The organism is Shewanella putrefaciens (genome assembly GCF_016406305.1).
Lineage (GTDB): Bacteria > Pseudomonadota > Gammaproteobacteria > Enterobacterales > Shewanellaceae > Shewanella > Shewanella putrefaciens_C.
On the sequence record NZ_CP066369.1, the window covers coordinates 4,376,367 to 4,401,045 of the forward strand.

The 24,679-nt window shown below is 47.1% G+C and carries 21 protein-coding genes; 10 read left to right on the forward strand and 11 right to left on the reverse strand.

Annotated elements, in window-relative coordinates; all coding sequences use genetic code 11:
* The first annotated feature begins 274 nt into the window (after positions 1–274).
* The 6 genes from JFT56_RS19000 (at position 275) to cyoE (ending at position 5,738) form a co-directional block, all read left to right on the forward strand.
* Positions 275–595, forward strand: coding sequence for a hypothetical protein (locus tag JFT56_RS19000; protein ID WP_198783646.1), 321 nt, complete (start codon positions 275–277; stop codon positions 593–595).
* A 187-nt stretch (positions 596–782) separates the two neighbouring features.
* Complete coding sequence (cyoA, locus tag JFT56_RS19005) at positions 783–1,847, forward strand: ubiquinol oxidase subunit II (RefSeq protein ID WP_198781520.1); 1,065 nt, start codon at positions 783–785, stop codon at positions 1,845–1,847.
* Between the two features lie 2 nt (positions 1,848–1,849).
* Complete coding sequence (gene cyoB, locus JFT56_RS19010) at positions 1,850–3,829, forward strand: cytochrome o ubiquinol oxidase subunit I (RefSeq protein WP_198781521.1); 1,980 nt, start codon at positions 1,850–1,852, stop codon at positions 3,827–3,829.
* Between the two features lies 1 nt (position 3,830).
* Complete coding sequence (gene cyoC, locus JFT56_RS19015) at positions 3,831–4,451, forward strand: cytochrome o ubiquinol oxidase subunit III (RefSeq protein ID WP_198781522.1); 621 nt, start codon at positions 3,831–3,833, stop codon at positions 4,449–4,451.
* Entirely contained in the window at positions 4,451–4,792 is a 342-nt protein-coding gene (gene cyoD / locus JFT56_RS19020; protein ID WP_198781523.1) for a cytochrome o ubiquinol oxidase subunit IV, read from the forward strand. Before cyoC ends, cyoD begins: the two co-directional genes overlap by 1 nt.
* A gap of 13 nt (positions 4,793–4,805) precedes the next feature.
* Positions 4,806–5,738 carry a heme o synthase gene (gene cyoE / locus JFT56_RS19025; protein WP_198781524.1) on the forward strand — a complete coding sequence of 311 codons (933 nt, stop codon included), beginning with the start codon at positions 4,806–4,808 and terminating at the stop codon, positions 5,736–5,738.
* Between the two features lie 150 nt (positions 5,739–5,888).
* Here cyoE and JFT56_RS19030 read toward each other — a convergent pair whose 3' ends face one another.
* Positions 5,889–6,461 carry a hypothetical protein gene (locus JFT56_RS19030; RefSeq protein WP_198781525.1) on the reverse strand — a complete coding sequence of 191 codons (573 nt, stop codon included), beginning with the start codon at positions 6,459–6,461 and terminating at the stop codon, positions 5,889–5,891.
* A 119-nt stretch (positions 6,462–6,580) separates the two neighbouring features.
* A complete protein-coding gene (locus JFT56_RS19035; RefSeq protein ID WP_198781526.1) occupies positions 6,581–7,339 on the reverse strand; it encodes a class I SAM-dependent methyltransferase in 759 nt (252 codons plus the stop codon).
* A 260-nt stretch (positions 7,340–7,599) separates the two neighbouring features.
* Between JFT56_RS19035 and JFT56_RS19040 the strand changes: the two genes are divergently transcribed.
* Complete coding sequence (locus tag JFT56_RS19040; RefSeq protein ID WP_198781527.1) at positions 7,600–9,864, forward strand: EAL domain-containing protein; 2,265 nt, start codon at positions 7,600–7,602, stop codon at positions 9,862–9,864.
* A 92-nt stretch (positions 9,865–9,956) separates the two neighbouring features.
* Positions 9,957–10,802 carry a 23S rRNA (adenine(2030)-N(6))-methyltransferase RlmJ gene (locus JFT56_RS19045; protein WP_198781528.1) on the forward strand — a complete coding sequence of 282 codons (846 nt, stop codon included), beginning with the start codon at positions 9,957–9,959 and terminating at the stop codon, positions 10,800–10,802.
* A 102-nt stretch (positions 10,803–10,904) separates the two neighbouring features.
* Here the strand turns inward: JFT56_RS19045 and JFT56_RS19050 are convergent, their stop codons facing one another.
* The 7 genes from JFT56_RS19050 to JFT56_RS19080 form a co-directional block, all read right to left on the reverse strand.
* Positions 10,905–11,642: a lytic transglycosylase domain-containing protein gene (locus JFT56_RS19050; protein ID WP_198781529.1), complete on the reverse strand. Its 738-nt coding sequence runs from the start codon at positions 11,640–11,642 to the stop codon at positions 10,905–10,907.
* Entirely contained in the window at positions 11,642–12,676 is a 1,035-nt protein-coding gene (locus tag JFT56_RS19055; RefSeq protein ID WP_198781530.1) for a DUF3137 domain-containing protein, read from the reverse strand. Before JFT56_RS19055 ends, JFT56_RS19050 begins: the two co-directional genes overlap by 1 nt.
* Before the next feature lie 49 nt (positions 12,677–12,725).
* Positions 12,726–13,292: a LemA family protein gene (locus tag JFT56_RS19060; RefSeq protein WP_198781531.1), complete on the reverse strand. Its 567-nt coding sequence runs from the start codon at positions 13,290–13,292 to the stop codon at positions 12,726–12,728.
* Between the two features lie 296 nt (positions 13,293–13,588).
* Complete coding sequence (locus tag JFT56_RS19065) at positions 13,589–13,912, reverse strand: hypothetical protein (protein ID WP_198781532.1); 324 nt, start codon at positions 13,910–13,912, stop codon at positions 13,589–13,591.
* Between the two features lie 216 nt (positions 13,913–14,128).
* A complete protein-coding gene (locus tag JFT56_RS19070; protein WP_198781533.1) occupies positions 14,129–17,263 on the reverse strand; it encodes an efflux RND transporter permease subunit in 3,135 nt (1,044 codons plus the stop codon).
* A 9-nt stretch (positions 17,264–17,272) separates the two neighbouring features.
* Positions 17,273–18,418 carry an efflux RND transporter periplasmic adaptor subunit gene (locus JFT56_RS19075; RefSeq protein WP_198781534.1) on the reverse strand — a complete coding sequence of 382 codons (1,146 nt, stop codon included), beginning with the start codon at positions 18,416–18,418 and terminating at the stop codon, positions 17,273–17,275.
* A gap of 851 nt (positions 18,419–19,269) precedes the next feature.
* Complete coding sequence (locus JFT56_RS19080; protein WP_198781535.1) at positions 19,270–19,959, reverse strand: DNA-3-methyladenine glycosylase I; 690 nt, start codon at positions 19,957–19,959, stop codon at positions 19,270–19,272.
* A gap of 207 nt (positions 19,960–20,166) precedes the next feature.
* Here JFT56_RS19080 and JFT56_RS19085 point away from each other — a divergent pair, with 207 nt between their 5' ends.
* Positions 20,167–20,814, forward strand: a complete 648-nt coding sequence (locus JFT56_RS19085; RefSeq protein WP_198781536.1) for a glutathione S-transferase family protein — start codon at positions 20,167–20,169, stop codon at positions 20,812–20,814.
* Positions 20,815–20,836: 22 nt separating this feature from the next.
* On the opposite strand, the gene JFT56_RS19090 is transcribed toward JFT56_RS19085, so the two are convergent.
* Both JFT56_RS19090 and prlC read right to left on the reverse strand, forming a co-directional pair.
* On the reverse strand, positions 20,837–21,367 hold the full coding sequence (locus tag JFT56_RS19090) for a thioesterase family protein (protein WP_198781537.1): 531 nt from the start codon (positions 21,365–21,367) through the stop codon (positions 20,837–20,839).
* Positions 21,368–21,555: 188 nt separating this feature from the next.
* Positions 21,556–23,595, reverse strand: a complete 2,040-nt coding sequence (gene prlC / locus JFT56_RS19095; protein ID WP_198781538.1) for an oligopeptidase A — start codon at positions 23,593–23,595, stop codon at positions 21,556–21,558.
* A 268-nt stretch (positions 23,596–23,863) separates the two neighbouring features.
* Between prlC and JFT56_RS19100 the strand changes: the two genes are divergently transcribed.
* Positions 23,864–24,655, forward strand: a complete 792-nt coding sequence (locus JFT56_RS19100) for a hypothetical protein (protein ID WP_198781539.1) — start codon at positions 23,864–23,866, stop codon at positions 24,653–24,655.
* Positions 24,656–24,679 lie beyond the last annotated feature (24 nt).

A 24,679-nucleotide genomic window follows, 5' to 3' on the forward strand; every position in this document is an offset into this window, starting at 1 on the left:
GTTTCAAAATGGTTAAATCTGTAAAAAAATACCACTTATTCGGTTTTAATTAAGGTTTTTTTAATATTTATCCCCTTTTTAGCAGGGGATCCGCTTTCATTCAATACTCGCTTCTTGTTATCCTCCGGCCGCATAAAAAAGTTTCATGCTGAATATTTTTTATTCAGTTAGTTGACCCATGTTCTCGTTCAACCGGATCTATTAATTGAAATTTGTCCTTAGCCAACTCAGCGCTGAAGGATTGAACCAAGCGGTTCGATTTTCCAACTTCAGTATGCCAAACTTAGCCCTACTTTTTGGGTTACTGTTTGTGCTGCCCGCGGCCGACTTAGTGTCGGTGATGGTCGGCGGCTGCATCGATATTGGTGAGTTAATCACCCTAAGCGATAGTTTTTTAATTGAGTTCTTCGGCGCTACCCTGCTGAGCGTTTTACTACTCAACCCCCAGATTATTAAGCAATTGTGGAATCTGTTCGACAATGGCTTTAAGTTTTCCAACAACTTAAATTTAGCAAACGCTAACCCGCTTTTAGCACCCCCAAGGCTAAAATCCCTCGAGCACCTCGCGCACGGTTGTCGCGCCCCACCATTGTAACCCTCTGTTTTAAAATTCAAATTTAGCATTAAGCGCTGAAAGTCGATCCTCGATCTTGCATTGGGGTGGCAGGCATTTTTGTGCCGCGCTCGAGCCACTTCGGATTTTCCTTCGGATAACGCCGCTTAATGCTACTGCCAATCTCTCTGGGCAGAGTTGTAAACCTTAGGGTTAGAGGAATCTTCCTTTGTTAATTCGAAATTTAAGTAAAGTCGCATTCGCGGCAATTGCCTTGATGCTCGCAGGCTGTGATGGCGGCGTATTGGACCCCAAGGGCCAGATCGGTGCCGATGAAAAGCACCTGATCATCATCGCTACCCTACTCATGCTGATTGTGGTTATTCCCGTGATCTTTATGACCTTGTTCTTCGCTTGGAAGTACCGCGATGGTCGAGATCAGGAAGTTTACGCGCCTAAATGGTCCCATTCGAGCGCGATTGAAACCGTGGTTTGGATTGTGCCGATAGTGATCGTCGTGATTCTAGGCGTGATCACTTGGGGTTCAACCCATGATCTCGACCCCTATAAACCGCTGGAACACGAAGCCAAGCCAATTACGGTTGAAGTGGTTTCTATGGACTGGAAATGGTTGTTTATCTATCCAGAACAAGGTGTCGCATCGGTAAATGAGCTGGCCTTCCCAACTAATGTGCCAGTGAACTTTAAGATCACCTCTGATACCGCCATGAACTCTTTCTTTATCCCGCAGTTAGGTAGCCAAATTTACTCAATGGCCGGGATGACGACTAAGTTGCACCTGATTGCCAACGAACCCGGCAGCTATGACGGTATTTCCGCTAACTATAGCGGCGCAGGTTTTGCGGGCATGAAGTTTAAAGCCATTGCCACGCCAACGGCGGCCGACTTCGATGCTTGGGTAGCCAAGGCAAAACAACAGGCGACTAAGACCTTAGACTCTGCGACTTACCAAGCCTTAGCACAGCAGAGTGAAAACAATCCTGTTGAATACTTTGGCTCAGTTAGTCACGGCATGTTCGATCAAATCGTTATGCAATACATGCACATGGACTCAAACGAGCACATGGCAGGCCATGAAGGTATGGAACACATGAGTGCCGACCACAATATGGCTGGCATGCACCACGATATGGCGCATATGGCGAGCGAACAGGCGATGCCAAATATGCAGAACATGCCAAACCCACAGAAGATGGCCGACATGGAAGGCTCAACCCATTCTGACACTTCATCTACAGAACACTCATCCACTCACCCAGTGGAGGCGGAGTAATCATGTCTTTTCTCGGTAAATTAAGCTTAGATGCGATCCCGTATCATGAGCCTATCATCATGGTGACCCTTGCGGTTGTTGCCCTGATAGGCTTGTACGTCGCAGCTTTGATCACTAAACACAAAAAATGGGGCGTGCTCTGGCATAACTGGTTAACCTCGGTTGACCATAAACGCCTCGGTATCATGTACATAGTGCTTGCCTTCATCATGTTGATCCGCGGTTTCTCCGACGCCATCATGATGCGCACCCAACAGGCACTGGCCACCAATGGCGCAGCAGGTTATCTGCCGCCTGAACATTACGACCAAATCTTCACCGCCCACGGCGTGATCATGATTATCTTTATGGCAATGCCATTTATGATCGGTCTAATGAACTTAGTGCTGCCACTGCAAATCGGTGCCCGCGACGTTGCCTTCCCCTTCTTGAACAACCTCAGCTTCTGGTTAACCGCCTCTGGTGCCGTGCTGATCAATATTTCATTAGGTTTAGGTGAGTTTGCTAAGACGGGTTGGGTGGCTTACCCGCCTCTATCTGAGCTTGCTTACAGTCCGGGGGTTGGGGTCGATTACTATATCTGGGCGCTGCAGATCTCGGGAATAGGGACAACCTTAACCGGGGTCAACTTTATCGCGACAGTGCTTAAGATGCGCGCTCCTGGCATGAAGCTGATGCAAATGCCCATCTTCACTTGGACTTGTACTTGGGCCAACATCCTGATCGTGGCTTCGTTCCCGATCCTGACCGCGGTTTTAGCGCTGTTAACACTCGATCGCTACATGGATTTCCACTTCTTCACCAATGATGGTGGTGGTAATGCCATGATGTATATCAACCTGTTCTGGGCTTGGGGTCACCCTGAAGTGTACATCCTGATTTTACCTGCGTTCGGTATCTTCTCGGATGTGATTTCAACCTTTACCTCTAAGCGTCTGTTCGGCTATTCCTCCATGGTATGGGCCAGCGGCGCGATTTCGATCCTCGGTTTTATCGTGTGGTTACACCACTTCTTTACCATGGGCTCGAGCGCCAACGTCAACGCTTTCTTCGGTGTGATGACCATGGTGATTGCGGTCCCGACTGGGGTAAAACTGTTTAACTGGTTATTCACCATTTACCGCGGCCGTCTGCGCTTAACTGTGCCAGTGCTGTGGACCTTAGGTTTTATGGTGACTTTCACCATCGGTGGTATGACGGGCGTGTTATTGGCTGTACCGGGCGCCGACTACGTACTGCACAACAGCTTGTTCCTGATCGCTCACTTCCATAACACTATTATCGGTGGTGCCGTGTTCGGTTACTTAGCCGGTTTTGCTTACTGGTTCCCGAAAGCGACGGGTTTCCACTTAAATGAACGTTTAGGTAAAGCCTCATTCTGGTGCTGGCAAATTGGTTTCTATGTGGCCTTTATGCCGCTGTATGTGCTCGGTTTTATGGGTATGACTCGCCGTATCAACCACATCGATAACCCAGCATGGAACCTGTGGATCTATATCGCTGCCGTGGGTGCCTGCATCATCATGGTCGGTATCATTCTGCAATTCGTGCAACTGTACGTGAGTATCCGTGACCGCGACCAAAATCGTGACACCACGGGCGACCCTTGGAATGGCCACACGTTGGAATGGTCAACCGCATCACCACCACAGTTCTACAACTTTGCTAAATTGCCACAAGTATCTGATATCGATGCCTTTACCGATGCCAAAGAAAAAGGCACAGCATATCAACGCCAAAAACAGTATCAACCAATCCATATGCCGAAGAATACCCCAAGCGGTATCTTGATGGCGCTGGGCATTACCGCCGCGGGCTTTGCTGCGATTTGGCACATTCTGTGGCTCGCGATTGTGGGCATGGTGGGCGCATTTATCGTGTTCTTATTCCGTGCTTATAACAACGATGTCGACTATTACGTTCAACCCGATGAAGTGGCACGCATTGAAAATGCTCACTTAAACAATGTAGTAAGGGGCTGATATGAGTGTTGCAATCCCAGCTGATTTAGAAGTTGCTCACGCCGATGAGCACCACGAGCACCATGGCACGGGTGGCAACACCCTGTTTGGTTTTTGGCTCTATTTGATGACCGACTGCATCCTGTTTGCATCGGTATTCGCCACCTACGCCGTGCTCTATATGAACACCGACGGCGGTGTATCGGGTAAAGACATTTTCGAACTGGACTTTGTGCTGATCGAAACCGCAGCCCTGCTGCTCAGTAGTATTACCTATGGCTTCGCGTTGATTTTCGCTAAGCGCCACAACAAAGCGGCGACCCTCACTTGGTTAGCCATTACCTTTACACTGGGCTGTGTGTTTATCGGCATGGAAGTCTATGAGTTCCATCACCTGATCGAACATGGCAACGGCCCACAACGCAGCGCCTTCCTGTCATCTTTCTTCACCTTAGTGGGCATGCACGGCTTGCACGTGACCGCTGGGTTAATTTGGATGGCGATCATGATGATTGAAGTCGCCAAAACGGGCTTAGGTAACCGCAGCATCACTCGCCTGAGCTGCTTAAGCTTGTTCTGGCATTTCCTCGACATCGTGTGGATTTGCGTATTCACCGTTGTGTACTTATTGGGAGCACTGTAATGGGCGCACATACTCAATCCCAGCATAATAGCCATGGCGCAGACGATCTGGCCGCCAGCATCAAGTCTTACTTAGTCGGTTTTGTGCTGTCAGTGGTGTTAACGGCCATCCCATTCTGGGCGGTAATGACCCATCACTTCGAGCAATCGACAACGCTTGCCATCGTTATTGTCACGGCACTGGTGCAGATTTTGGTACACCTTAAGTACTTCCTGCACTTGGACTTCTCTAAGGAAGGCAAGATCAACACCTTCTCCTTCCTATTTACCGCGCTGATCATAGTTATGGTGGTGGGCTTGTCGGTATGGATCATTCTCGAAGCTAACGCTTTGATGATGTAACGAGACACAGCAAATGAACACACAAGCTAGATTGACATCGACGCAATGGAAAGCACGCTTCAAAGGGTATGTACAGGTGACTAAGCCTGGCATCATTTTCGGGAATCTGATTTCCGTTGCTGGCGGCTTCCTATTGGCCGCGAAGGGCGATGTGGATCTGGTCTTGATGCTGGCAAGCTTAGTGGGATTATCCTTAGTCGTCGCCTCAGGTTGTGCGATTAATAACTGTATTGACCGTGACATTGACGCCAAAATGCAGCGCACCTGCAAACGCGTCACCGTCACGGGCGAAATCCCCCTAAGTCATGTTTTGCTGTTTGGCATCGCCTTAGGCGTGCTTGGATTTGGCATCTTAGCCTTGTTCACCAATGTCTTAGCCCTGCTGTTTGCCGCGATTGGCTACGTCGTTTATGTCGGGATTTATAGCCTCTATATGAAGCGAAACTCGGTTTACGGCACCTTAGTCGGCAGCTTTTCGGGCGCAGTACCGCCCGTGGTGGGCTATTGCAGCGTGACAGGTCAAATGGATATGGGCGCAGTGATTTTATTGCTAATGTTCAGTCTCTGGCAGATGCCACACTCCTACGCCATCGCGATTTTCCGCTTTAATGACTATGCAGCCGCGAAGATCCCCGTGCTGCCCGTCGCCGAAGGGATGGCCAAGGCGAAGCACCATATAGTGCTCTATATCGCAGTGTTCGCCTTGGTCAGCACTATGCTGCCACTCGCAGGTTACACAGGCACCGCCTTTATGGCCGTGACCTGTGCCACCAGCCTCTGGTGGTTAACTATGGCCCTCAAAGGTTATCGTCAAGATGTGGATATGCCACGTTGGGCCAGACAAGTGTTTGGTTTTTCAATCATTACCATCACAGCACTCAGTGTAACCATGGCGCTGGATTTTCAAGCGGTCAGTCAAACCCCACTGTTTACCTTAGTGCGATAAACATAACCTTTATTCAAAAACAAAAGCGCTAACCTAGGTTAGCGCTTTTTTATTTTATGCATTTAAACGCAAAACACTTTGGAAAGCACCATGCCGTCTCAAGGAAAAAGTAGAGTCGCTGGCCTTCCTTATACACTGACTTTATGATGTCTATTTGCAGATCTCAGTGATCAGTTGATAGTTTGGATCTTCGGTCTTAACAAAATCACCTTTATCCTCAACAATATCAAACAGTTTAATTGTGCACTGATTTTTTCCGTTAATCTTATCCACAAAATACTGAGCTTCGTAATTTGCTCCCGCTTTAGGCGTAAAACTAACTTTTTTCACACAATAGGTATAACCATCAATTCGCGTGTTAGCGCCGTCAACCCATACACCTGCAAAATAGAATGAAAGTGGTACTCCCGCCTCTACTTTTAACTCAGTTTGTTGCTTTTCATGGACATCTGAACGATACAACGGCATCCCGATTTTCCGGCCTGCTTGGCGATTTGCCAATAAATTCGCTTTCATACCTAATACAGCAATTTCACCACCTGGAATGAAATTATGCTTGATACAACCTTCAGTGTTATCAATCCATACCGAGGTATTAGCACTGTCAGTCGATAACACACGAAGCGAGGCGGTTTCTTTTCCTGAAGCAACTTTATAACCGCTAGTTGCACAAGCCGTTAAAACTGAAGACATTAATAAGACAGATATTGTCTTTAACTTCATAATATTTCCTTTTATATAAAGCACAGATAAGGTTGTGCAATCCGCCAAGAAAGCACAACAAAAATAATTATATCAAATGGTTAAGTAATTTCAGTCGAATGAAAAACGAATGAAATTCACTACTTCATTGCCGATTTAATATAGACATCGAAGCGGTTTTTCTTAGTTTCGATTACCATACTGGGCTTAACGCCAGCGAGGTCTTCGGCATAATCGGGGCGTTTAACCACAACACGCTTACTGGCTAGAGCCATGGCGGGGGCGAGCAATCCATCGGCATCGAGATCGGCACCGACTAAGGTTTGGAATACCCGCATTTCCTTCTTCACCAATGCGGATTTATCACGGTGAGGGTACATAGGATCGAGGTAAACGACATCGACCTCTTGCTCCAGTTTGGCGAGTGCTTCGAGGCTGGAACCATGGAAAAGCTGCATCCGTTCACGCATCCAGTCGCCGATTTCGGCATCCTGATAGGCGCGGCGCAGGCCATCTTCTAATAATGCGGCCACCACAGGATGGCGCTCCACCATAGTGACAGTGCAGCCAAGGCTTGCGAGCACAAAGGCATCACGCCCCAAACCCGCAGTGCCATCGACCACTTTTGGCGTAACGCCTTGCTTTAACCCAACAGCTTTGGCAATGGATTGACCACGACCACCGCCAAACTTGCGCCTATGGGCAACGGCGCCAGTCACAAAGTCCACCATAATACCATCGAGCTTAGGTTCATCCCGCTTATGCAGAGTCAAAGTGTCTGATTCAAAACGCAATTCAAATGCTGCATTCGCATCAAACACAAGCTGCCAACGGGCACAAATATCCACAAGTGTTGGGTATTGCTGATTGAAAAAGACTGGAATAGGCAAAGGGATCACTGCTTAGATGATGGAGAATAATGGCCATTATGCCTAAAAATCTTCTTCGTGAATATGTAACTCGGTCAATCATCTTGTTAATGTTCATTATTTTATGGGTCAATTTGTCTAAGTTATTCTAGGCAAACTCAAACACAAATCACAATGTAATCCACTGATTGATAACGGCAAAAATCTATTTATGTAACAGTTGTTCGATTTGTGTTATATGTCTTATTCCGAGTTGACCTTGTAACTTCCATACGGAATAAGGACATTTTTTGCTTAACTGGCTGAAAGGTTTTTTGTTTATCAGGGAGCAAGACTTTTTAAGCCCCGATAGAACCATATTAAAAACCAGTTTATTGCGGATTATTTTGCTGAGTGGCGCCATTCTGACCACCAGTATAGTGCTGCACAGCTCATTGATCGCATATGAACTCAACCTCAGCTTTATTATTGGCATTACGGTCAGTTTTTTAACCGTCCTGTTCCTCGCGTTATGGTTTACCCGTCGATATTTACTGGCGAGCTCTATCAGCTTGCTGGCCATGGTGGTGGCAGCCTGCTTGGCGATGCTGTTGTTTATTCCTGATTTTACCTTGTCGCAGGCGGGAATTACCTTCCTGTATACGCTGCCGCTGATGGCGCTTTTCCTGTTTGGGAGAAAAGTCGCCTTCTGGATGATGTGCTTCAATGTGCTGCCTTTTTTATTGCTGCTACGTAACCACAATCTCCCGCCCATTGTGGATGTGGATATTAGCCTGCCCGCAACCCACGCTTATCTCAACGGGCTGTTGTTTATGTTTTTTAATATTTGCATTCCTTTGTCGGCCATGCGTCTGCTAAAAACCCAGAAAGTCCACGCACGGCAGATGATTAGGCATCAAAACGCGCTGCAACGCTCCTTAGATCAATATGCTGAAATCTTTGACAATAATGGCACAGCCTCTTTCTTCTGCAATGAAGATGGTGTGATCCTCAACTTGAATAATGCGGCGAAACAAATCGCTGGAGACGTTACACTCAATAGCACTCGCCTGTGTGACATTTTTGAACTGGACCAAGATACCAGCACTAATTTGCTGGCCGCCTCATTCCATACCCGCTTAAGACACAATAACGGCAACCGATACCTACTGCAGAAAGCTTCATTGGAGCACCACGATACCCTGTTGTTTCACTGCCACGATATCACGGCACAAACCAACCATGCGCTCGAACTCAATCGACTCAAAAAACACCATATCAGCACGCATTTTTATGATTTAGTCACGGGTCTACCCAACGAGAACCATTGGTACAACCCCGCCCCCAGTGCAATTCATCAAGAAATGACAGTGGCCTTGGTTAAGATTGATAATCTGAGCCAAATCAACGCCGCCTTTGGGATAGGCGTTGGAGATGCCATCCTAAAAGCCTTTGCCTTAGAGCTTAAAGAGCGCTTCGGCAATCACGCCAAAATATATCGCTTTAGGGGCGCATCATTTGCACTGGAAATAACCGACCTGCCGTTAGTTTCCCCAGAGATGCTGGCACAACAACTGCGTCAGCGCATCCCCACACGCTTAAAACTAAAGCAAGAACAACAGATTGAGTACCATTTAGAGTGTCGAGTTGGTTGTTGCTCGGGCCATAAATCCGCACCGCAGCAAGCCGCCGAGCAATGCTTGATTGCCATCAAACAAACCACCCAAGCTAACCCAGTTATAGTGTATTACATTGGTTTAATTAACAATTTACTTGAGGCGTCCTCGCAAGAAAGCAAAATTCGCGATGCACTGAAACACAACAGACTGGAAATGTGGCTACAGCCCAAAGTCATGGCCGATGGTCATATTGTCAGCTTTGAAGCGCTCGCCAGAATGTTCGATAAAGACGGCAGCATGATCATGCCCAGCACTTTTATTCCCATCATAGAGTCATCGCAATTACAGGCAATTTTTGCGATAAAAGTGTTTAGGCAGTTACTGCAACTGATCCGTTCTTGGCCGAAAAATGTCCCTATGACTAAGATTGCCTTCAACCTATCAGGGCAAGATATTCTGTCGGATCGCTTCTTTAAGGTGTTGATTCAAACCTATATGAATCATCCCGAACTCATCCCATTACTTGAAATTGAAATTACTGAAACCTCTGTATTTTCAACTCATAAAGAAACTGGTCGACGCTTAAACACCCTTGCTCGAATGGGCGTTTCGATTGCGATTGACGATTTTGGCACTGGTCATGCGTCATTGAGTCAGTTGATTGATATCAGCGCCGACACGATTAAAATCGACCGCTACTTCGTTAGCCAACTGGGCATTAGCGAACGTCACACTCAAATTGTTAACGCCGCAATTCTGTTAGCAAAAAGTTTAAAACTGAATGTTATTGCAGAGGGGATCGAAACCGAAGCCCAATTATTACAGCTCACAGCACTGGGATGTGAACAATTTCAAGGCTATTTATTTGGTAAACCGGCGCCCGCCGCGCTTTGGCTAAAAACGTTTCAACTGCAAACCCCTGCACACTGGCTCACCCATAAAAAGAATGCTAACTGAGGCATTAATTTTACGCATTAGCGCATCCTAGGTATAATTGGCGACATGCATTTGCCTCCCTTTGCTTTGTTTGCCAATAACTAGGATCCTCCATGTTAAGTTACCGCCACGGTTACCACGCCGGCAATTATGCCGATGTGCTGAAACACGCCATTTTGCTGCAAACCCTGCAGTTAATGCATAAGAAAGACAAACCACTCGTGTATATCGATACCCATGCGGGTGCGGGTGGTTATGCCTTAACGGATGAGTTTGCTCAGAAGACGGGCGAGTATCTCGAAGGTGTGGCTAAACTTTTGGATAAAACTGACCTGCCGCAATCGCTGCAGGATTATGTCGCGGCGGTGCGTCACTTTAATGAAGAAAATCCAGAGGAACTCAACTTCTACCCAGGTTCTCCGGCCATTATCGATATGGAGCTGGGTCCTAAGGATCGCATGCTGCTGCACGAACTGCACAGCACTGATTATGTGTTATTAGACGATTATTTCTGTGAAGACAGGCAAGTTAAAGTCATCAAGGGCGATGGTTTAAAAGGGCTGATTGCCGCAGTACCGCCACTAGAGCGCCGCGCCTTAGTGCTAGTCGATCCTAGCTATGAGATGAAAACCGATTATCAAGATGTCGCCGAAACCCTGATTAAAGCGCACAAACGTTTCGCTACTGGGGTGTTTATCTTGTGGTATCCGGTGGTAAACCGCGCCCAGACCGAGGGCATGTTATCGCGCCTCGCCAGCAGTGGGATTAAGCGTCAACTGAGAATTGAGCAGGCCATTAAACCCGACTCCGACGAATTTGGCATGACAGCGGCGGGATTGTGGATCATCAATCCGCCTTGGCAATTAGATGAAATCGCAACCGAATTAATCGACTATCTCGGAAAAACCCTAGGACAAGCGGGCGGTAACGTCACAGTCAAATGGGAAGTAGGCGAGTAATATCAGGTAAACAGGGCAGCGAGTAGACGTTATGCTCGCTGCTACGGGACTAAGTGCACTAGGCATACTGAGCGCACTGAGCGAGCGAAGCTAAATACAGTTCTAAGCCCCCTTCAAGCCTCGATAACGCTTCAACAGGATTTTCACCCGCTCAACATAGGCCTGGGTTTCAGGATAGGGTGGAACTCCATTGTATTGGGTAACGGTCGTTGGCCCAGCATTATAGGCGGCGCAGGCTAATGTGATATCACCATTAAACTGTTTTAGCATTTGCGCCAAATACTTACTGCCACCAAAAATGTTTTCCTCGGGAATAAACGCATTAGTCACGCCCATTTCTTTGGCCGTTTCAGGCATCAATTGCATCAACCCCATAGCACCGCTGCGGGACAAGGCCCTGGCATTGAAGGCCGACTCGGCATGGATCACAGCGCGAATTAAGGCGGGTTCAAGTTGATGTTTATGGGCCGCATTGGAGATCAAAGCGTCATAATTCCGGGTAAATAGCCGGATGCGATTCCAATCGATAGTGGAGTCTGGGCGACAGGCAAAGCAGTCGAACAGTAAGATTTGATATTGGCTGGTACTTGGGGCTTTATCGGTAAATACTGTGACCCCATTGGCCTGTTGATATTGATAAACTTTAACTTTTTCCTGACCTTCACTGCTGACGATACCAGTATCAGAATAACGCGCCACGATACGAGGCTTAGGTTTAGCCGCACTTTCCTCTGCGTTGACACTGGGCATCATCGAAAACAAGATCACCCACAGGCTAAACCCGAGTTGACGAGTGAGTGTGAGTGACGCACGAGTATGCTGTGGACGAGTGAACGACATTAAAGCCCCGTGTATTGATTAAGTTTAAGTACTTCAATAATAGCAAAGAGTTGCTTCATCTCACGGTTTAACTGGCTAAATTCTGCTGAAAAACTCGCGCCATGGAAAATAGACTGCATATGAAAATGGCTTCGGCGATTTGGCAGGAACATAATCAACTTACTTCTGAAGAAAGCGCATTGGATCTCGCCGTTAAAATGTGTCGAAAGTTCCAGTAAACGCGCCATAAATGCTGTGTTGAGCAAATAGCGTGACTCTATTTGATCCGTAGAAAAGACATCAAACTCCTTTTCAAACAGGGGATCTTCGAGTTTTACGCGCTCAAGCCCAGCATGGCTGTCGGAGAAAAAATTGGCTAACCCGCCACGATCCCTAAGCACAACAGTATGACCCATAAAGGTCTTATGGCTGCTTAACTCCACAACGAGCCCACGGAATCGAGTTTCCGTCCGCGTCACGGTTCTTCGCCTATTGGTACTGATATCCAGCTCTTCGACCTTCACATCCTTAGTCAAAGTAAGCTCATTGACGATCAGTTCTACCCCTTTATATTGGCCGTGAATATAGTCACCAAAACTCGCTTTGTCGTAATTGGGTAAGACTTTCGCCGCCGCGAGCCGATTCATATCGACACGCATCTCGCGGTTATAGATAAAGTCATCGCCAAAATACTTAAACATGATGGGGTAAATTTCCTGCTGCACCTGACGTTTAAATTGTCGAGTGGGACCAAAGCTCCATAGACTTAGGCCCAATAACGCCAGCAGCGGCAGAGGAAACAGAACAAGGCCGCGACTCCACCCCACCACAGCCAATAACACTAGGCCTAAGACAATCAACAAACTCAAATATAAGCGTTTACGGGTAGCCTTGAGGCAAGCGACCCGCTTTGTCTCATATCCCATGGCTATGGGGGCGAGGTGCGTCTGATAATAGGCTTGTAATTGCGGTAACTCGGCGGGATCAGCAGACAATGCAGAAGACTGCCGCTGAGCTTTAATCGGACGACCTAGGAGAAAGGACAATATATTCATCTATATTGCCCTTTTTGAGGGCATGACCCCACCACAAAAAGTTGGGGATTTAGAGATAATCAGCGGCATCGATAGGCGCCTTGGAAGCCTCATCCACCTCATAAAATGGCATCACTTTAATGCTCGCCATAGAAGCAATTATCGACCCAGGAAAAATTTCAACCGCCGTATTCAGCTCGGCAACGGCCGAGTTGTAAAAACGTCTCGCGGCGGAAATATGGGCTTCAACCTCGTTGTAGGTTTGCATCGCCTCTAACATAGTATTGTCGGATTTAAGTTCGGGGTAATTTTCCACACTGACCATCAGCGCGCCCATTTTACTGTTCAGTTGCTCGGCTTGGGCAATATGCTCTTTGACGGCGCTAGGGTCAGTTTTGTTGTAACTGCGGGTGAATTGCGCGCGCAACTCAGTGATCTCTGTGAGTAATGACTTTTCATGATCCATAAATCGTTTGGCGATTTTAAGGATATTAGGCACCAGATCGGCACGCTTAGCGAGCTGCACATCGATACCCGATAACGCCTCAAGGGCGGTATTGCGCTTTTTGACTAGGCTGACGTACCAAAGGTAGGTCACGATAAAAATCAGCGCTAATCCCAATAACAGTTTGTCCATCTTCCATCCTTAGTGCTTATTGTTGTTTTTAATGGCTACAGCTAATCATAAATAGGCAAAAATTTCATCTAAAGCGGGAAGTAAGGCAATGAAATAATGACATTCCCAACGCTGGTCAGAGCATTAACAGTCTAAGGATTAAGCTAAATAAGCAGCTAAGGGATAGAAATCCCTCGATATTCAGCTCCGATACAGCAAAGGTCGTTTATTGTTAGCTCGCACAACATTAGAGCAACCGAATTTTGCTCGTGAATACTGGACTCCTCGAGAGTCCATTTTTTTACTGATTGCTAGCCTCAGTCATATAACCATTCCATTAAAAAGCTGCAGATGAACAGAAAAACGCCGAGATTAAATACTAAGGCCTGCACTTTTGCCCTTATCGTCTTCTCCTCGGTTTGCAATAGGACTTGGTTGAGCGGCGTAAAAAACATCTTAGGTTCGAGTCCCATCCCCATAAAAAATACGGCTACGGCAACGCTGCGGGTTAATTCGGGCGGCACTAAGGTTTGCCAATAAAATGCATATACGCCATAGGCCAGTATTCCCAGCGCTATGGTGTGGCATATCATTCCCACGATAAGTTGCTTGGTCGCAAGGCTGGCCATCGATGACACCATTTCACTCCAATACTGATAGTACAACACTGATTATGATTGATATTTGGCGCGCAGTTTATCTCTTCTATAATTTAACTGCATCCAAAGAGTCCAACCAAATAGCACGCCGCTTATCAATATGCCCAACTTAACTTAGGCAGGCTATCCATCCTTGTAACGATAATAGACATAAAAAAAGCCCTACATTTGTAGGGCTTAGATTTAATAGGATTTAGCTTATTCCGCCGATGTTGGCTTTTGTCCTTTCGCTTTGCGCTCTCGCTTACTAAAGATGCGCTCTACGATCACGAAGAACAGCGGTACGAAGAAAATACCTAAGAACGTCGAACTCATCATGCCGCCGAGCACGCCTGTACCTATGGCGTTTTGGCTACCTGAGCCCACGCCCGTACTGATGGCTAAGGGAACAACCCCTAAACCAAAGGCGAGGGACGTCATCAAAATAGGGCGTAAACGCACACGCACCGCATGCAGAGTCGCCTCAATTAAGCCCGAACCTTTCTCGTAGTACTCTTTGGCAAATTCCACGATCAAGATGGCATTCTTAGTCGCTAAGCCGACAGTGGTTAATAGACCCACTTGGAAGAACACGTCGTTAGGCAGGCCGCGTCCATTCATAGCAATTAAGGCACCGATAATCCCGAGCGGAACCACGAGCACAACCGCAAATGGCACAGACCAACTCTCATACAGTGCTGCCAGTACTAAGAAGACCACTAAGATCGACAGGGCATACAAGGCTGGAGCTTGGTTACCCGATAGGCGCTCTTCGTACGATAGGCCGTTCCACTCGACGCCAAAACCAGGAGGAAGCTGCTTAGCTAAGTCTTCCATAATGGTCATGGCCGCACCGGTACTGAACCCTGGCGCAGTTGCCCCTTGAATATTCATGGCAGGCAAGCCGTTGAAACGCTCTAAACGGGGAGATCCATATTCCCACGCCCCCGTCGCGAAGGCAGAGAAAGGCACCATATCACCCTTGTTATTACGCACATACCAAGAGTCTAAGTCCCCAGGTTGCATACGATACTGGGCATCACCTTGCACGTACACTTTCTTCACACGGCCACGGTCGATAAAGTCGTTCACATAGGAACCACCCCAAGCCGTTGCTAGTACGCTGTTCACGTTAGCAATTTCAACACCGAGTGCGCTTAACTTCGCATGATCAACATGTAATTGATAAATTGGCGCGTCTTCCTGACCGTTAGGGCGAACACCCACTAGGTTGGGATTTTGTGCCGCCATGCCGAGCATTTGATTACGTGCCGCGAGTAACTTGTCGTGACCTTGGCCGTTTTTATCCTGTAGGTACATGTCGAAACCGTTCGCCGTACCTAACTCGATCACCGCTGGCGGTACGAAGGCAAACACAAAGGCTTCCTTCATCTGGCTAAATACGCCCATAGCACGGCCGGCAATGGACTGCACGTCCATGCCTGGCGCTTCACGCTCCGACCAGTCCTTTAAGCCCACGAACGCGATACCCATGTTTTGCCCTTGACCCGCAAAACTGAAGCCCGCCACGCTAAATACCGATCTCACGCCTTCCTCAGCCATAAAGTGATCAGAGACTTTCCCTAACACTTTCAATGTGCTTTCTTGGGTTGAGTTGGTCGGTAAAATGGCCTGAGTAAATAAAATACCTTGGTCTTCATCGGGTAAGAATGCGGTCGGCATACGCACAAAGATCCAACCCACGGCAATGACAAGCACAACATAAATCATCATCACCCTAAAGCCGCGCTTAATGATCCCTGCAACGCTAGCCTCATAACGGCTGGTCAGCCTATCAAAACTACGGTTAAACCAACCAAAGAAACCCGTTTCAATATGGCCATGGCCCTTCTTGAGGGGTTTTAACATAGTCGCACAAAGTGCTGGAGTTAAAATCAAGGCCACCAGTACCGATAACGCCATCGCAGACACGATAGTGATAGAGAACTGACGGTAAATCACCCCGGTTGAACCCGACATAAAGGCCATAGGCACGAATACGGCAGACAAAGTCAGACCGATACCCACTAAGGCGCCGGTAATTTGATCCATCGACTTACGCGTCGCTTCGAGTGGACTCAAGCCCTCCTCGGACATGACCCGCTCAACGTTTTCCACCACCACAATCGCATCGTCCACCAACAAGCCGATGGCGAGTACCATAGCGAACATGGTTAAGGTGTTAATCGAGAAACCCGCCAAGGACAGAATCGCAAACGTCCCCAGCAGTACCACAGGTACGGCGATAGTCGGGATCAAGGTTGCACGGAAGTTCTGCAGGAAGAGGTACATGATGACAAACACCAGTACGATAGCCTCAAGCAGAGTGTGCACCACACCTTCAATCGATTGCTCCACGAAGGGGGTTGTATCGTAGGGGTAAACAACTTCTAAGCCCTGGGGGAAGAAGGGTTGCATCTCAGCAATTTTTTCCCGTACGGCGGCGGCAGTATCGAGAGCGTTTGCCCCCGTTGCCAGCTTGATGGCTAAACCAGTGGCAGGCTTTCCGTTGTACAGAGAGACCACGGCATAACTTTCAGAACCTAATTCGACACGTGCTACATCACCTAAGAATACGTTTGCGCCCGATGTATCCGATTTAAGGATGATCTTGCGAAACTCTTCCGGTGTTTGTAAGCGACTCTGCGCCGATACCGTCGCATTCAGTTCCTGGCCTTGAATCGATGGAGTGCCGCCTAATTGTCCCGCCGATACTTGCGCGTTTTGCGAACGAATGGCAGAGATAACATCTATGCTAGTCAGGTTGTATTGGGTGAGTTTTAACGGATCTAACCATATGCGCATCGCGTACTGCGCACCAAATAATTGGATTTCACCCACACCAGGCACACGACTCATTGGATCTTGAACGTTAGAACCAACGTAATCCGCAATATCGTTTTTATCCAATGAACCATCGCTAGACACAAAGCCTAATACCATTAAGAAGCCAGAACTGGATTTGTTAACGTTCACCCCTTGAGCCTGAACTTCCTGGGGTAACAGGGTCATTGCACCCTGCAATTTGTTCTGTACTTGTACCTGAGCAATATCTGGATCGGCTTCGGCATTGAAGGTCAAAGTGATTTCAGCATTACCAAAACTATCACTGGTAGAGGCGATATAACGTAAATGGTCAATCCCCTTCATGCGCTGCTCAATCACCTGTGTCACTGAGTCTTCAACAATCTTAGCGGATGCACCAGGGTAGTTAGCACTGATCACCACTGTCGGTGGCGCAATACTAGGATACTGGGATACTGGTAACCCAAGGATAGATAACACCCCTGCCAGCATAATAATTAAGGCGATCACCCACGCAAAGATGGGGCGATCAATAAAAAAACGTGCCATAGCTATACCCTATTGTGCTTGCGTTTCAGAAATAACTTTTGGGGTTACAGGCGCACCTGGACGGATTTTTTGCAATCCTTCCACAATCAACTTATCCCCCTCAGCAAGACCCGCGGTAATGCGCCACTGATTATTGATCACTTCCGCAGTAGTCACAGTTCTCGCTTCCACTAGACCCTGATCATTAACAACCATAGCCACAGCTTCACCCTTAGAGTTACGGGTAACCGCTTTTTGCGGGATCATAATGGCCTGGGGATCTGTCCCCGCATTTAACATAGCGCGGACATACATACCCGGTAATAGGATACCTTCGGGGTTAGGGAACTCGGCACGCAGGATCACCGAACCGGTATTTTCATCGACGCTCACCTCCGCAAATTGCAACTTGCCTGGGTAAGCATAAATAGAACCGTCCTCGAGTAATAACTGCACATCGGCGTTATCCCCTGCCAGCAACTTGCCCTGCTTTAGCTTGGCTTTAAGGCGTAATAATTGGACGCTCGATTGCGCGATATCCACATTGATGGGGTCAAGTTGTTGGATAGTGGCCAAGGTTTGGCTCTGGTTTGCCGTGACCAATGCACCGGCTGTCACACTAGACTTTCCAATACGACCAGAAATAGGTGCCAATACTTCGGTATATTGCAGATTGATTTTCGCTGTATTGATTGCCGCTTCCGCCACAGTCACGCTCGCCAGCGCTTCTTTATAAGCCGCTTCGGCTTCATCGAAGTCCTGCTGACTGATAGCGTTGGTTTTAACCAGTTGCTGGTAACGGGACGCCTTAGCTTTTGCCGATGCTAAACTCGCATTCGCTCTGGCTAAATCCGCATTCGCACTCACGAGCGCGGCCTTATAGGTGGCAGAATCAATTTGATACAATGACTCGCCCTGTTTGACAGTACCGCCTTCAACGAAGCTACGCTTAGTGATAATACCGCTCACCTGTGGGCGAACCTCTGCCTCGAGGAAAGCCTTACTCCGCCCCGGTAACTCCACTTGGATCACCTGTGGCTTAGCGACAACATTCAGAATTCCCACTTCCATGCTCTGCGACCCAGCGCCTGCATGGGCTTTTTCCTCTTGGGGACTGCAAGCTGCCATCCATAACGCCACGCTTATAACTGAGGCAAGTTTAATTGTCTGCCGCATGAGAACTCCTTCAAAGATGAACGACCTACATATCAACACACTTATTTGTGCAGATATGGCCGTAATAATAACTAAAATCAAATCCCTTATTTATCGCATACCCTATTAGGATCAACAAGGAAGATTAGCCAACTAAAGTGTAAACTAATGAAAAGATTTACCCTTGGAGTCATACTAAATTCAATCAGTTGTTATTCCATTTAAACAGTATGTAAACAATGGCAAAGGTTGTTAGAAATATAGAATCTAAAGCATATTAACTGCCGACTCTATAGTGATAATGTTGCAAATTTGTTCCATTTAGCTCGTGACCCGGTAAAAATGCTTATCGATAACCTGCAAACGACGACAAAAGTTAGTCTATTTACCTGTTTCGATAAGGGTTTCATAAGTAATCACGCATATAATTTGCACTAAAACCTTCGAACCCGCCATTTTAGTGGTAAGCCCAATTTAGGGCAAACTTGAATCTAACTTTTATGCCCCATTAAATGAAACCCATATTCCCACAAATAACACTTCTTTAATGACAAATATTGCTTACAAAGCGAATCATTCCTCGCTTAAAGGCATTTGTTCATATTCATTCACATATTTTCGTGAATGGTTCATTCCAAGTACCACGGCTATTCACACGTTATTTTTACGATGATGGTGCGCTAACAACTCCCAATAATTTGAAATAATGTTGAGATGATGATTATCAAGACTTAAGCGGTGAAGGTGCCGAAGGTTGGGGACACTGGAACTTAGGTCTGAGTAACGTATTCTACGGGCTGAATTTTGATTTCCGTTACCACGGCAGCAAAGTCGATACCGACCATAAAGTCTATGGCACTCAAACTGAAATCCTAAATGCGATTATCCCCCACGCTGCAAGCCAAAATACGACTGATGTCGGCCAAGCAGCGACCCGATTCCTGTTGCCACTGATTAAAAACGGCTTGCACTTGTTTAAGCGCGGTCTGCGACGTAAAGCCCGCATCGACTAACTTGTGCGCTTTAAAATAACCTTGCACATCATCGGTTAATAAGAAGGTATCTTTACCAATAGTCCGCAGAAAATAAGGACCAGTGTTGCCGCCCAGTCGGGTGCCGCGTTTCTTTAACAGTGCCCATAAACCGATAATATCCTGTGTCGGCCAAGCGGCTATCAGTTGCGCCAAGCTGCCATGTTCCTGAGCAACATCGTGGATCATTAAAGCATTATCATAAATGGCTTGGGTCTTTTTTAAATGACGGATCAGTTTCGCATCACTCGCCCGCGCTTGAATTTGTTCAGGGGATAACATCAACACTTTATGCGGTTCGAACCCAAAGAATGATTTTTCATACTCAGGCCATTTGTTAACAACCACCCGCCATACAAAGCCACTTTGAAACACCTGCCGACTCATCGCTGACAATAATTCAGCATCCCGATACTGGCGAATTTCATCATCGGACAGGCAACCAGATAACAAGGCTTCGAGTCCCACAGGCCCACCTTTACGCTCACTGGCTCTGGCATAAATGGATGAAAAACGCTCTAACTGGCTCATATTATTACCTTTAAAATGATTTAATCCCGACACTTTTGATCTGTTGTTAATAATACCGATTTTTACCCTTGATGGATCATTTGGCTTTACCGCGAAAAATTGTGTTTATTCCTGCATTTTTTAGGAAAACTCTTACAGCAAGCGTGGTAATTGCGACTAAAGTTAAGGCGTAAAGTCAGTAAAATTCTGGGGTTGGAGTTAGTGTCTATGGAGCTTTTTTATCATCCATTATCGCGTTATTCACAGAAAGTGCTGATCGCACTCTATGAAAAACAAGCGAATTTCTATCCACGTATCACTGACTTACGCGACCCGTTGCCGAGAAAAGCATTTCAGCATTTTTATCCACCGGCTAAATTGCCCCTGCTTAAAACACAAGATGGCGCATTAATTCCCGAATCCAGCATTATTATCGAGTATTTAGACAGGCATTTTACTCACGGCACTCAGCTTCTCCCACGGGAATCACAGCGCAATCTGCAGGTGAGACTATTCGATAGAATTATCGATAGCGATATAAGCAATCAATTGTTTCAATTGGAAAAATTAAAACATGCCGACGAAAAACGGGAGTTTGAAATCAAACAAATTGAAAAGCAAATACTCATACAATTTAAACGCTTAGATACCCATTTAGCTCAAAACCATTGGGTTTGTGGCGATAGTTTTACCTTAGCCGACTGCGCGCTCATTCCTTGTTTAAGCTATAGCTTTAAACACTTGAATCTATTGGAATTAGATGAATTAGTCCGTTACTGGCAACAAGCGCAACTGCGTGGCGCTTGGATGTTAGTGCTTGAGGAAGTGCTACTCGCAGAGATGGAGGAAGATACAGGCTTGAGGAGCATACCTTAGCCTAAGCTATGCTCCACTGGCATCACATATTGCGCTCTTTCTTCAACTGCAAAAACGCTTTCCACTTCAGCACTTCTGGCGGCAATTCGGGGGCAGGATCGGTATAACCCGCTTCTTTCACTAACACATCGAGCGGTACTTGCTTACCTTGGCACACAAACACACCGCGCACATGCACAATACAATGCAGGCCACGCTCGCTCACAAAGCGCTGTTCAATATAGAAATATTTTTCATCCCAACCGACTACTTTGGTTTCAATCTCAAAGGTTTTTAACGGCTTGATATCGCGAATATAGGTAAATTCGGCGGCGTTAACTATCGGCATCCACTTCAACTTTAAGAAACGTTTTAGCAGACCCATCTCGGCCAACATATAGGTCCGCGCCAGATCCATAAATGCGGGATAGCGGGAATTAGTCAGATGGAAATTGATATCACAATCGCTCGGTAACGCCCGATAGGTAATACGGCTTGTTCCGAGAAAATCAATTTTACGGCAGTGGCGCGTGCGCCAAAATAATAACCAAAACAAACGAAAATACAGATTCATAACCAGTCGCCCTTAAAATAAGAGCCACAGGCTAACAGAGGTCATACCAGATAACAAGCGGGATCTGGGTCACAAAAAAGGCGCCGGATGGCGCCTTTATATCGTTTGGTTAAGCTCACTAACCCGAGATAATCAGTCCAATATGCTGGGCTGGTTTATCATGACTAACAATAACTTATCTAACCAGTTTAGGCTGCGATGCCTGAATGTCTTAGCAGTGCATCGATATTCGGTTCGCGTCCCATAAACTGTTTAAACAAGTCCATAGGTTCGGCCGAGCCGCCCATTTCGAGGATATTATGCAGGAAGCGGCGACCCGTTTCTGGGTTGAAAATCCCTTCCTCCTCGAAGCGGGAAAACGCATCCGCCGACAGCACTTCAGCCCATTTATAGCTGTAATAACCCGCGGCATATCCGCCCGCAAAAATATGGGCAAACCCATGTTGGAAACGGTTAAAGTCCGGCGGCGTTAATACGGCCACCTGACGACGCACTTCGTCTAAGGTTTCTTGAATGCGTGCGCCTTTAGCGGGGTCGTATTCATGGTGCATTCTAAAATCGAACAACGAAAACTCGAGTTGGCGCAGCATCATCATCCCAGATTGGAAGTTTTTCGCCGCTAACATTTTATCTAACAGGGCTTTAGGCAATGGTTCGCCGGTTTCGAAGTGGCCTGAAATTTCGGCCAAGGCTTCTTCCTGCCAGCACCAGTTTTCCATAAATTGACTGGGTAATTCGACCGCATCCCAGGGCACACCATTGATCCCCGACACACCTGCAACATCGATTTTGGTCAGCATGTGATGAATGCCATGGCCAAACTCGTGGAACAGAGTCGTCACTTCATCGTGGGTGAACAGCGCAGGCTTGCCATCGACAGGGCCATTAAAGTTACAGGTCAAATAGGCCACTGGCTTTTGTAATCCATGGGAGGTTTGACGGCGCACACGGCAGTCATCCATCCAAGCTCCGCCACGTTTACCCGTGCGGGCATATAAATCGAGGTAGAAACTGCCTCTGTGTTCACCGGTTTCGTCGAAAATATCGAAGAAGCGAACATCCTTGTGCCAACGGTCAAAGTCTTTTTGCTCGACAATCTTAAGGCCAAACAAACGCGATACTGTGTAGAACAAGCCCGAGAGCACTTTATCTTCGGGGAAGTAGGGGCGCAAAATTTCCTGCGAAATCTCATACTTATGATGCTGTAACTTCTCGGCGTAGAAACTTAAGTCCCAAGAGGCCATTTCAGTTACACCGTAATGCGCCTCGGCAAAGGCCCTTAATTCAGCCAGTTCTGCCTTAGCTTGATCCTTAGATCGCAGCGCTAACTCATTTAAAAAAGCCATCACCTGCGCCGGCGTTTCGGCCATTTTGGTGGCGAGGGATTTTTCGGCAAAGCTATCAAAACCTAATAACTGTGCTAATTCATGGCGCAGTGCGAGAATCTCGTCCATCAGCGGGCTGTTATCAAACTCGCCAGCATTGGGGCCTTGATCCGAGGCGCGGGTCACAAATGCACGATAGCACTCTTCTCTTAACTTACGGTTTTCACTGTAGGTCATCACGGGTAAATAAGAGGGGAAGTCTAAGGTAAACAACCAACCGTCTAACTCACGGGCCTCGGCCATCGCCTTAGCGGCGGCCTTAGCGGAATCGGGCAGACCCGCAAGCTCGGCTTCATCGGTGATCAACTTAGTCCAAGCTTGGGTCGCATCGAGTAATTGGTTCGAAAAGCCACTGGTGAGTTCTGATAGTCGTTTGACGATTTCGCCGTAACGCATTTTTTGCGCATCGTCTAAGCCAATGCCCGAGAGTTCAAAATCGCGCAGGCTGTGTTCAATCACCTTCTGCTGGGCTTGGCTCAAGTGTGCAAACTCATCCGATGCACGCAGGGCCTTATAGGCTTGGTATAAACCTTGATGTTGACCTACGTAAGTGCCGTATTCCGATAATAGCGGCAAACAAGCATCGTGGGCGGCACGCCATTCATCGGTGCTAGTCACTGAATTCATATGGGAAACAGGCGACCAAATTTGGCTCAGTTCGTCGTCGACCTGTTCGAGTGGCGCGACTAAATTTTCCCAAGTGTAGGGACCTTGGTGTTGCAGCACTTCATCAATCTTAGCGCGGCACTGAGCAAGGGCATGCTCAACGGCAACTTGAATATGTTCAGGTTTTATCTGTGAAAAAAGCGGTAATGTTGCGCCGTTAAGCAAAGGGTTGCTCATAGTGATTCCTCTACAATCTGTGTAGCTAATAAATAAGGGCTGATCACGCATTTATCAAGGCGAGAAAACCGATTGCCGCCTTCGGCTCGTCACCTATCCAGAATCATCTCCGAAAAAAGTGAGCCAGATCGCAATTAATCTTTACCGTTAATTTACTAAGTGAATCTTGATGAGTTGATCGCAAATTAGATCCATTCTCATTAACAATTAGATTCACCAAAGTTAATATCGGCACCAAATCCACATCGTTAGCCTGATTGGCAAACCTATGACCACCAGCTCAGTCAATTCCATCACTCGCACCCTCTGTACCTTAGGTCTGTTATTTCTTAGCCAAACATCAAGTGCGAATGAAAGCTTATCCCAAACAGAGAGCCTTTCGAGTGCCACATTGCAGACTCAACCTATTGAGCCTTGGGCAGTAAATTTGGATTTAGGCTGGGACAGTAAATACATCTCCCAGGGGCGAAATAATTTATCACAGGGTGGCATCTATTGGCTAAACGCCTCGGTCCAATATGGCAATCTAACCACCTATGCCTTAGTCGGCCGCGGCGATAGCCAAGCCTACACAGAGTGGAATATCGGCCTCGAATATCGCTTGAATTTGACTGACAACCTAGAAGCCAATCTGGGATATCAACGCATTGAAGGTTACAGCAGCAACCGCTGCCAAGATAACGAATTTTTTACCGAGCTTGTGTACACGGCCACACCATGGCTTGTACCCTCAGTGAGTTATGTCTATTCCACCGAGGCTGCGGGTTACTTAATCGAGGCGAGTTTACACAGTTATTGGAATATCACTGAGCAATTCACTCTTACCCCATATATCACCCAAGGATTTGATTTTAAATATCGAACAGAAGCGCATAACGGTCGAAACAACCTACAATTTGGCCTAGAGGCCGCCTACCAACTGCTGCCCAATATGAGTGTCAGCGGGCATATTAGCCATAGCATTGCCCAGGGTGATATTGAACAAGAAGCCGCGGCCAACGGCGATTTAGGCTCGCAGGACCAAACCTATGCGGGTATTCACTTTTCGATGACTTTTTAAGTCCGGCTCAACATGATCCCAATA

Excerpts from the sequence above, each read along its gene's own strand:
- JFT56_RS19070 (WP_198781533.1), bottom strand. The coding sequence starts at position 17,263 with ATGGCACGTTTTTTTATTGATCGCCCCATCTTTGCGTGGGTGATCGCC.
- JFT56_RS19085 (WP_198781536.1), top strand. The coding sequence starts at position 20,167 with ATGGAGCTTTTTTATCATCCATTATCGCGTTATTCACAGAAAGTGCTG.
- cyoE (WP_198781524.1), top strand. The coding sequence starts at position 4,806 with ATGAACACACAAGCTAGATTGACATCGACGCAATGGAAAGCACGCTTC.
- cyoD (WP_198781523.1), top strand. The coding sequence starts at position 4,451 with ATGGGCGCACATACTCAATCCCAGCATAATAGCCATGGCGCAGACGAT.
- JFT56_RS19075 (WP_198781534.1), bottom strand. The coding sequence starts at position 18,418 with ATGCGGCAGACAATTAAACTTGCCTCAGTTATAAGCGTGGCGTTATGG.
- JFT56_RS19030 (WP_198781525.1), bottom strand. The coding sequence starts at position 6,461 with ATGAAGTTAAAGACAATATCTGTCTTATTAATGTCTTCAGTTTTAACG.
- JFT56_RS19080 (WP_198781535.1), bottom strand. The coding sequence starts at position 19,959 with ATGAGCCAGTTAGAGCGTTTTTCATCCATTTATGCCAGAGCCAGTGAG.
- prlC (WP_198781538.1), bottom strand. The coding sequence starts at position 23,595 with ATGAGCAACCCTTTGCTTAACGGCGCAACATTACCGCTTTTTTCACAG.
- JFT56_RS19050 (WP_198781529.1), bottom strand. The coding sequence starts at position 11,642 with ATGTCGTTCACTCGTCCACAGCATACTCGTGCGTCACTCACACTCACT.
- JFT56_RS19055 (WP_198781530.1), bottom strand. The coding sequence starts at position 12,676 with ATGAATATATTGTCCTTTCTCCTAGGTCGTCCGATTAAAGCTCAGCGG.
- JFT56_RS19065 (WP_198781532.1), bottom strand. The coding sequence starts at position 13,912 with ATGGTGTCATCGATGGCCAGCCTTGCGACCAAGCAACTTATCGTGGGA.
- JFT56_RS19060 (WP_198781531.1), bottom strand. The coding sequence starts at position 13,292 with ATGGACAAACTGTTATTGGGATTAGCGCTGATTTTTATCGTGACCTAC.
- JFT56_RS19100 (WP_198781539.1), top strand. The coding sequence starts at position 23,864 with ATGACCACCAGCTCAGTCAATTCCATCACTCGCACCCTCTGTACCTTA.
- JFT56_RS19000 (WP_198783646.1), top strand. The coding sequence starts at position 275 with ATGCCAAACTTAGCCCTACTTTTTGGGTTACTGTTTGTGCTGCCCGCG.
- cyoC (WP_198781522.1), top strand. The coding sequence starts at position 3,831 with ATGAGTGTTGCAATCCCAGCTGATTTAGAAGTTGCTCACGCCGATGAG.
- JFT56_RS19045 (WP_198781528.1), top strand. The coding sequence starts at position 9,957 with ATGTTAAGTTACCGCCACGGTTACCACGCCGGCAATTATGCCGATGTG.
- JFT56_RS19090 (WP_198781537.1), bottom strand. The coding sequence starts at position 21,367 with ATGAATCTGTATTTTCGTTTGTTTTGGTTATTATTTTGGCGCACGCGC.
- cyoB (WP_198781521.1), top strand. The coding sequence starts at position 1,850 with ATGTCTTTTCTCGGTAAATTAAGCTTAGATGCGATCCCGTATCATGAG.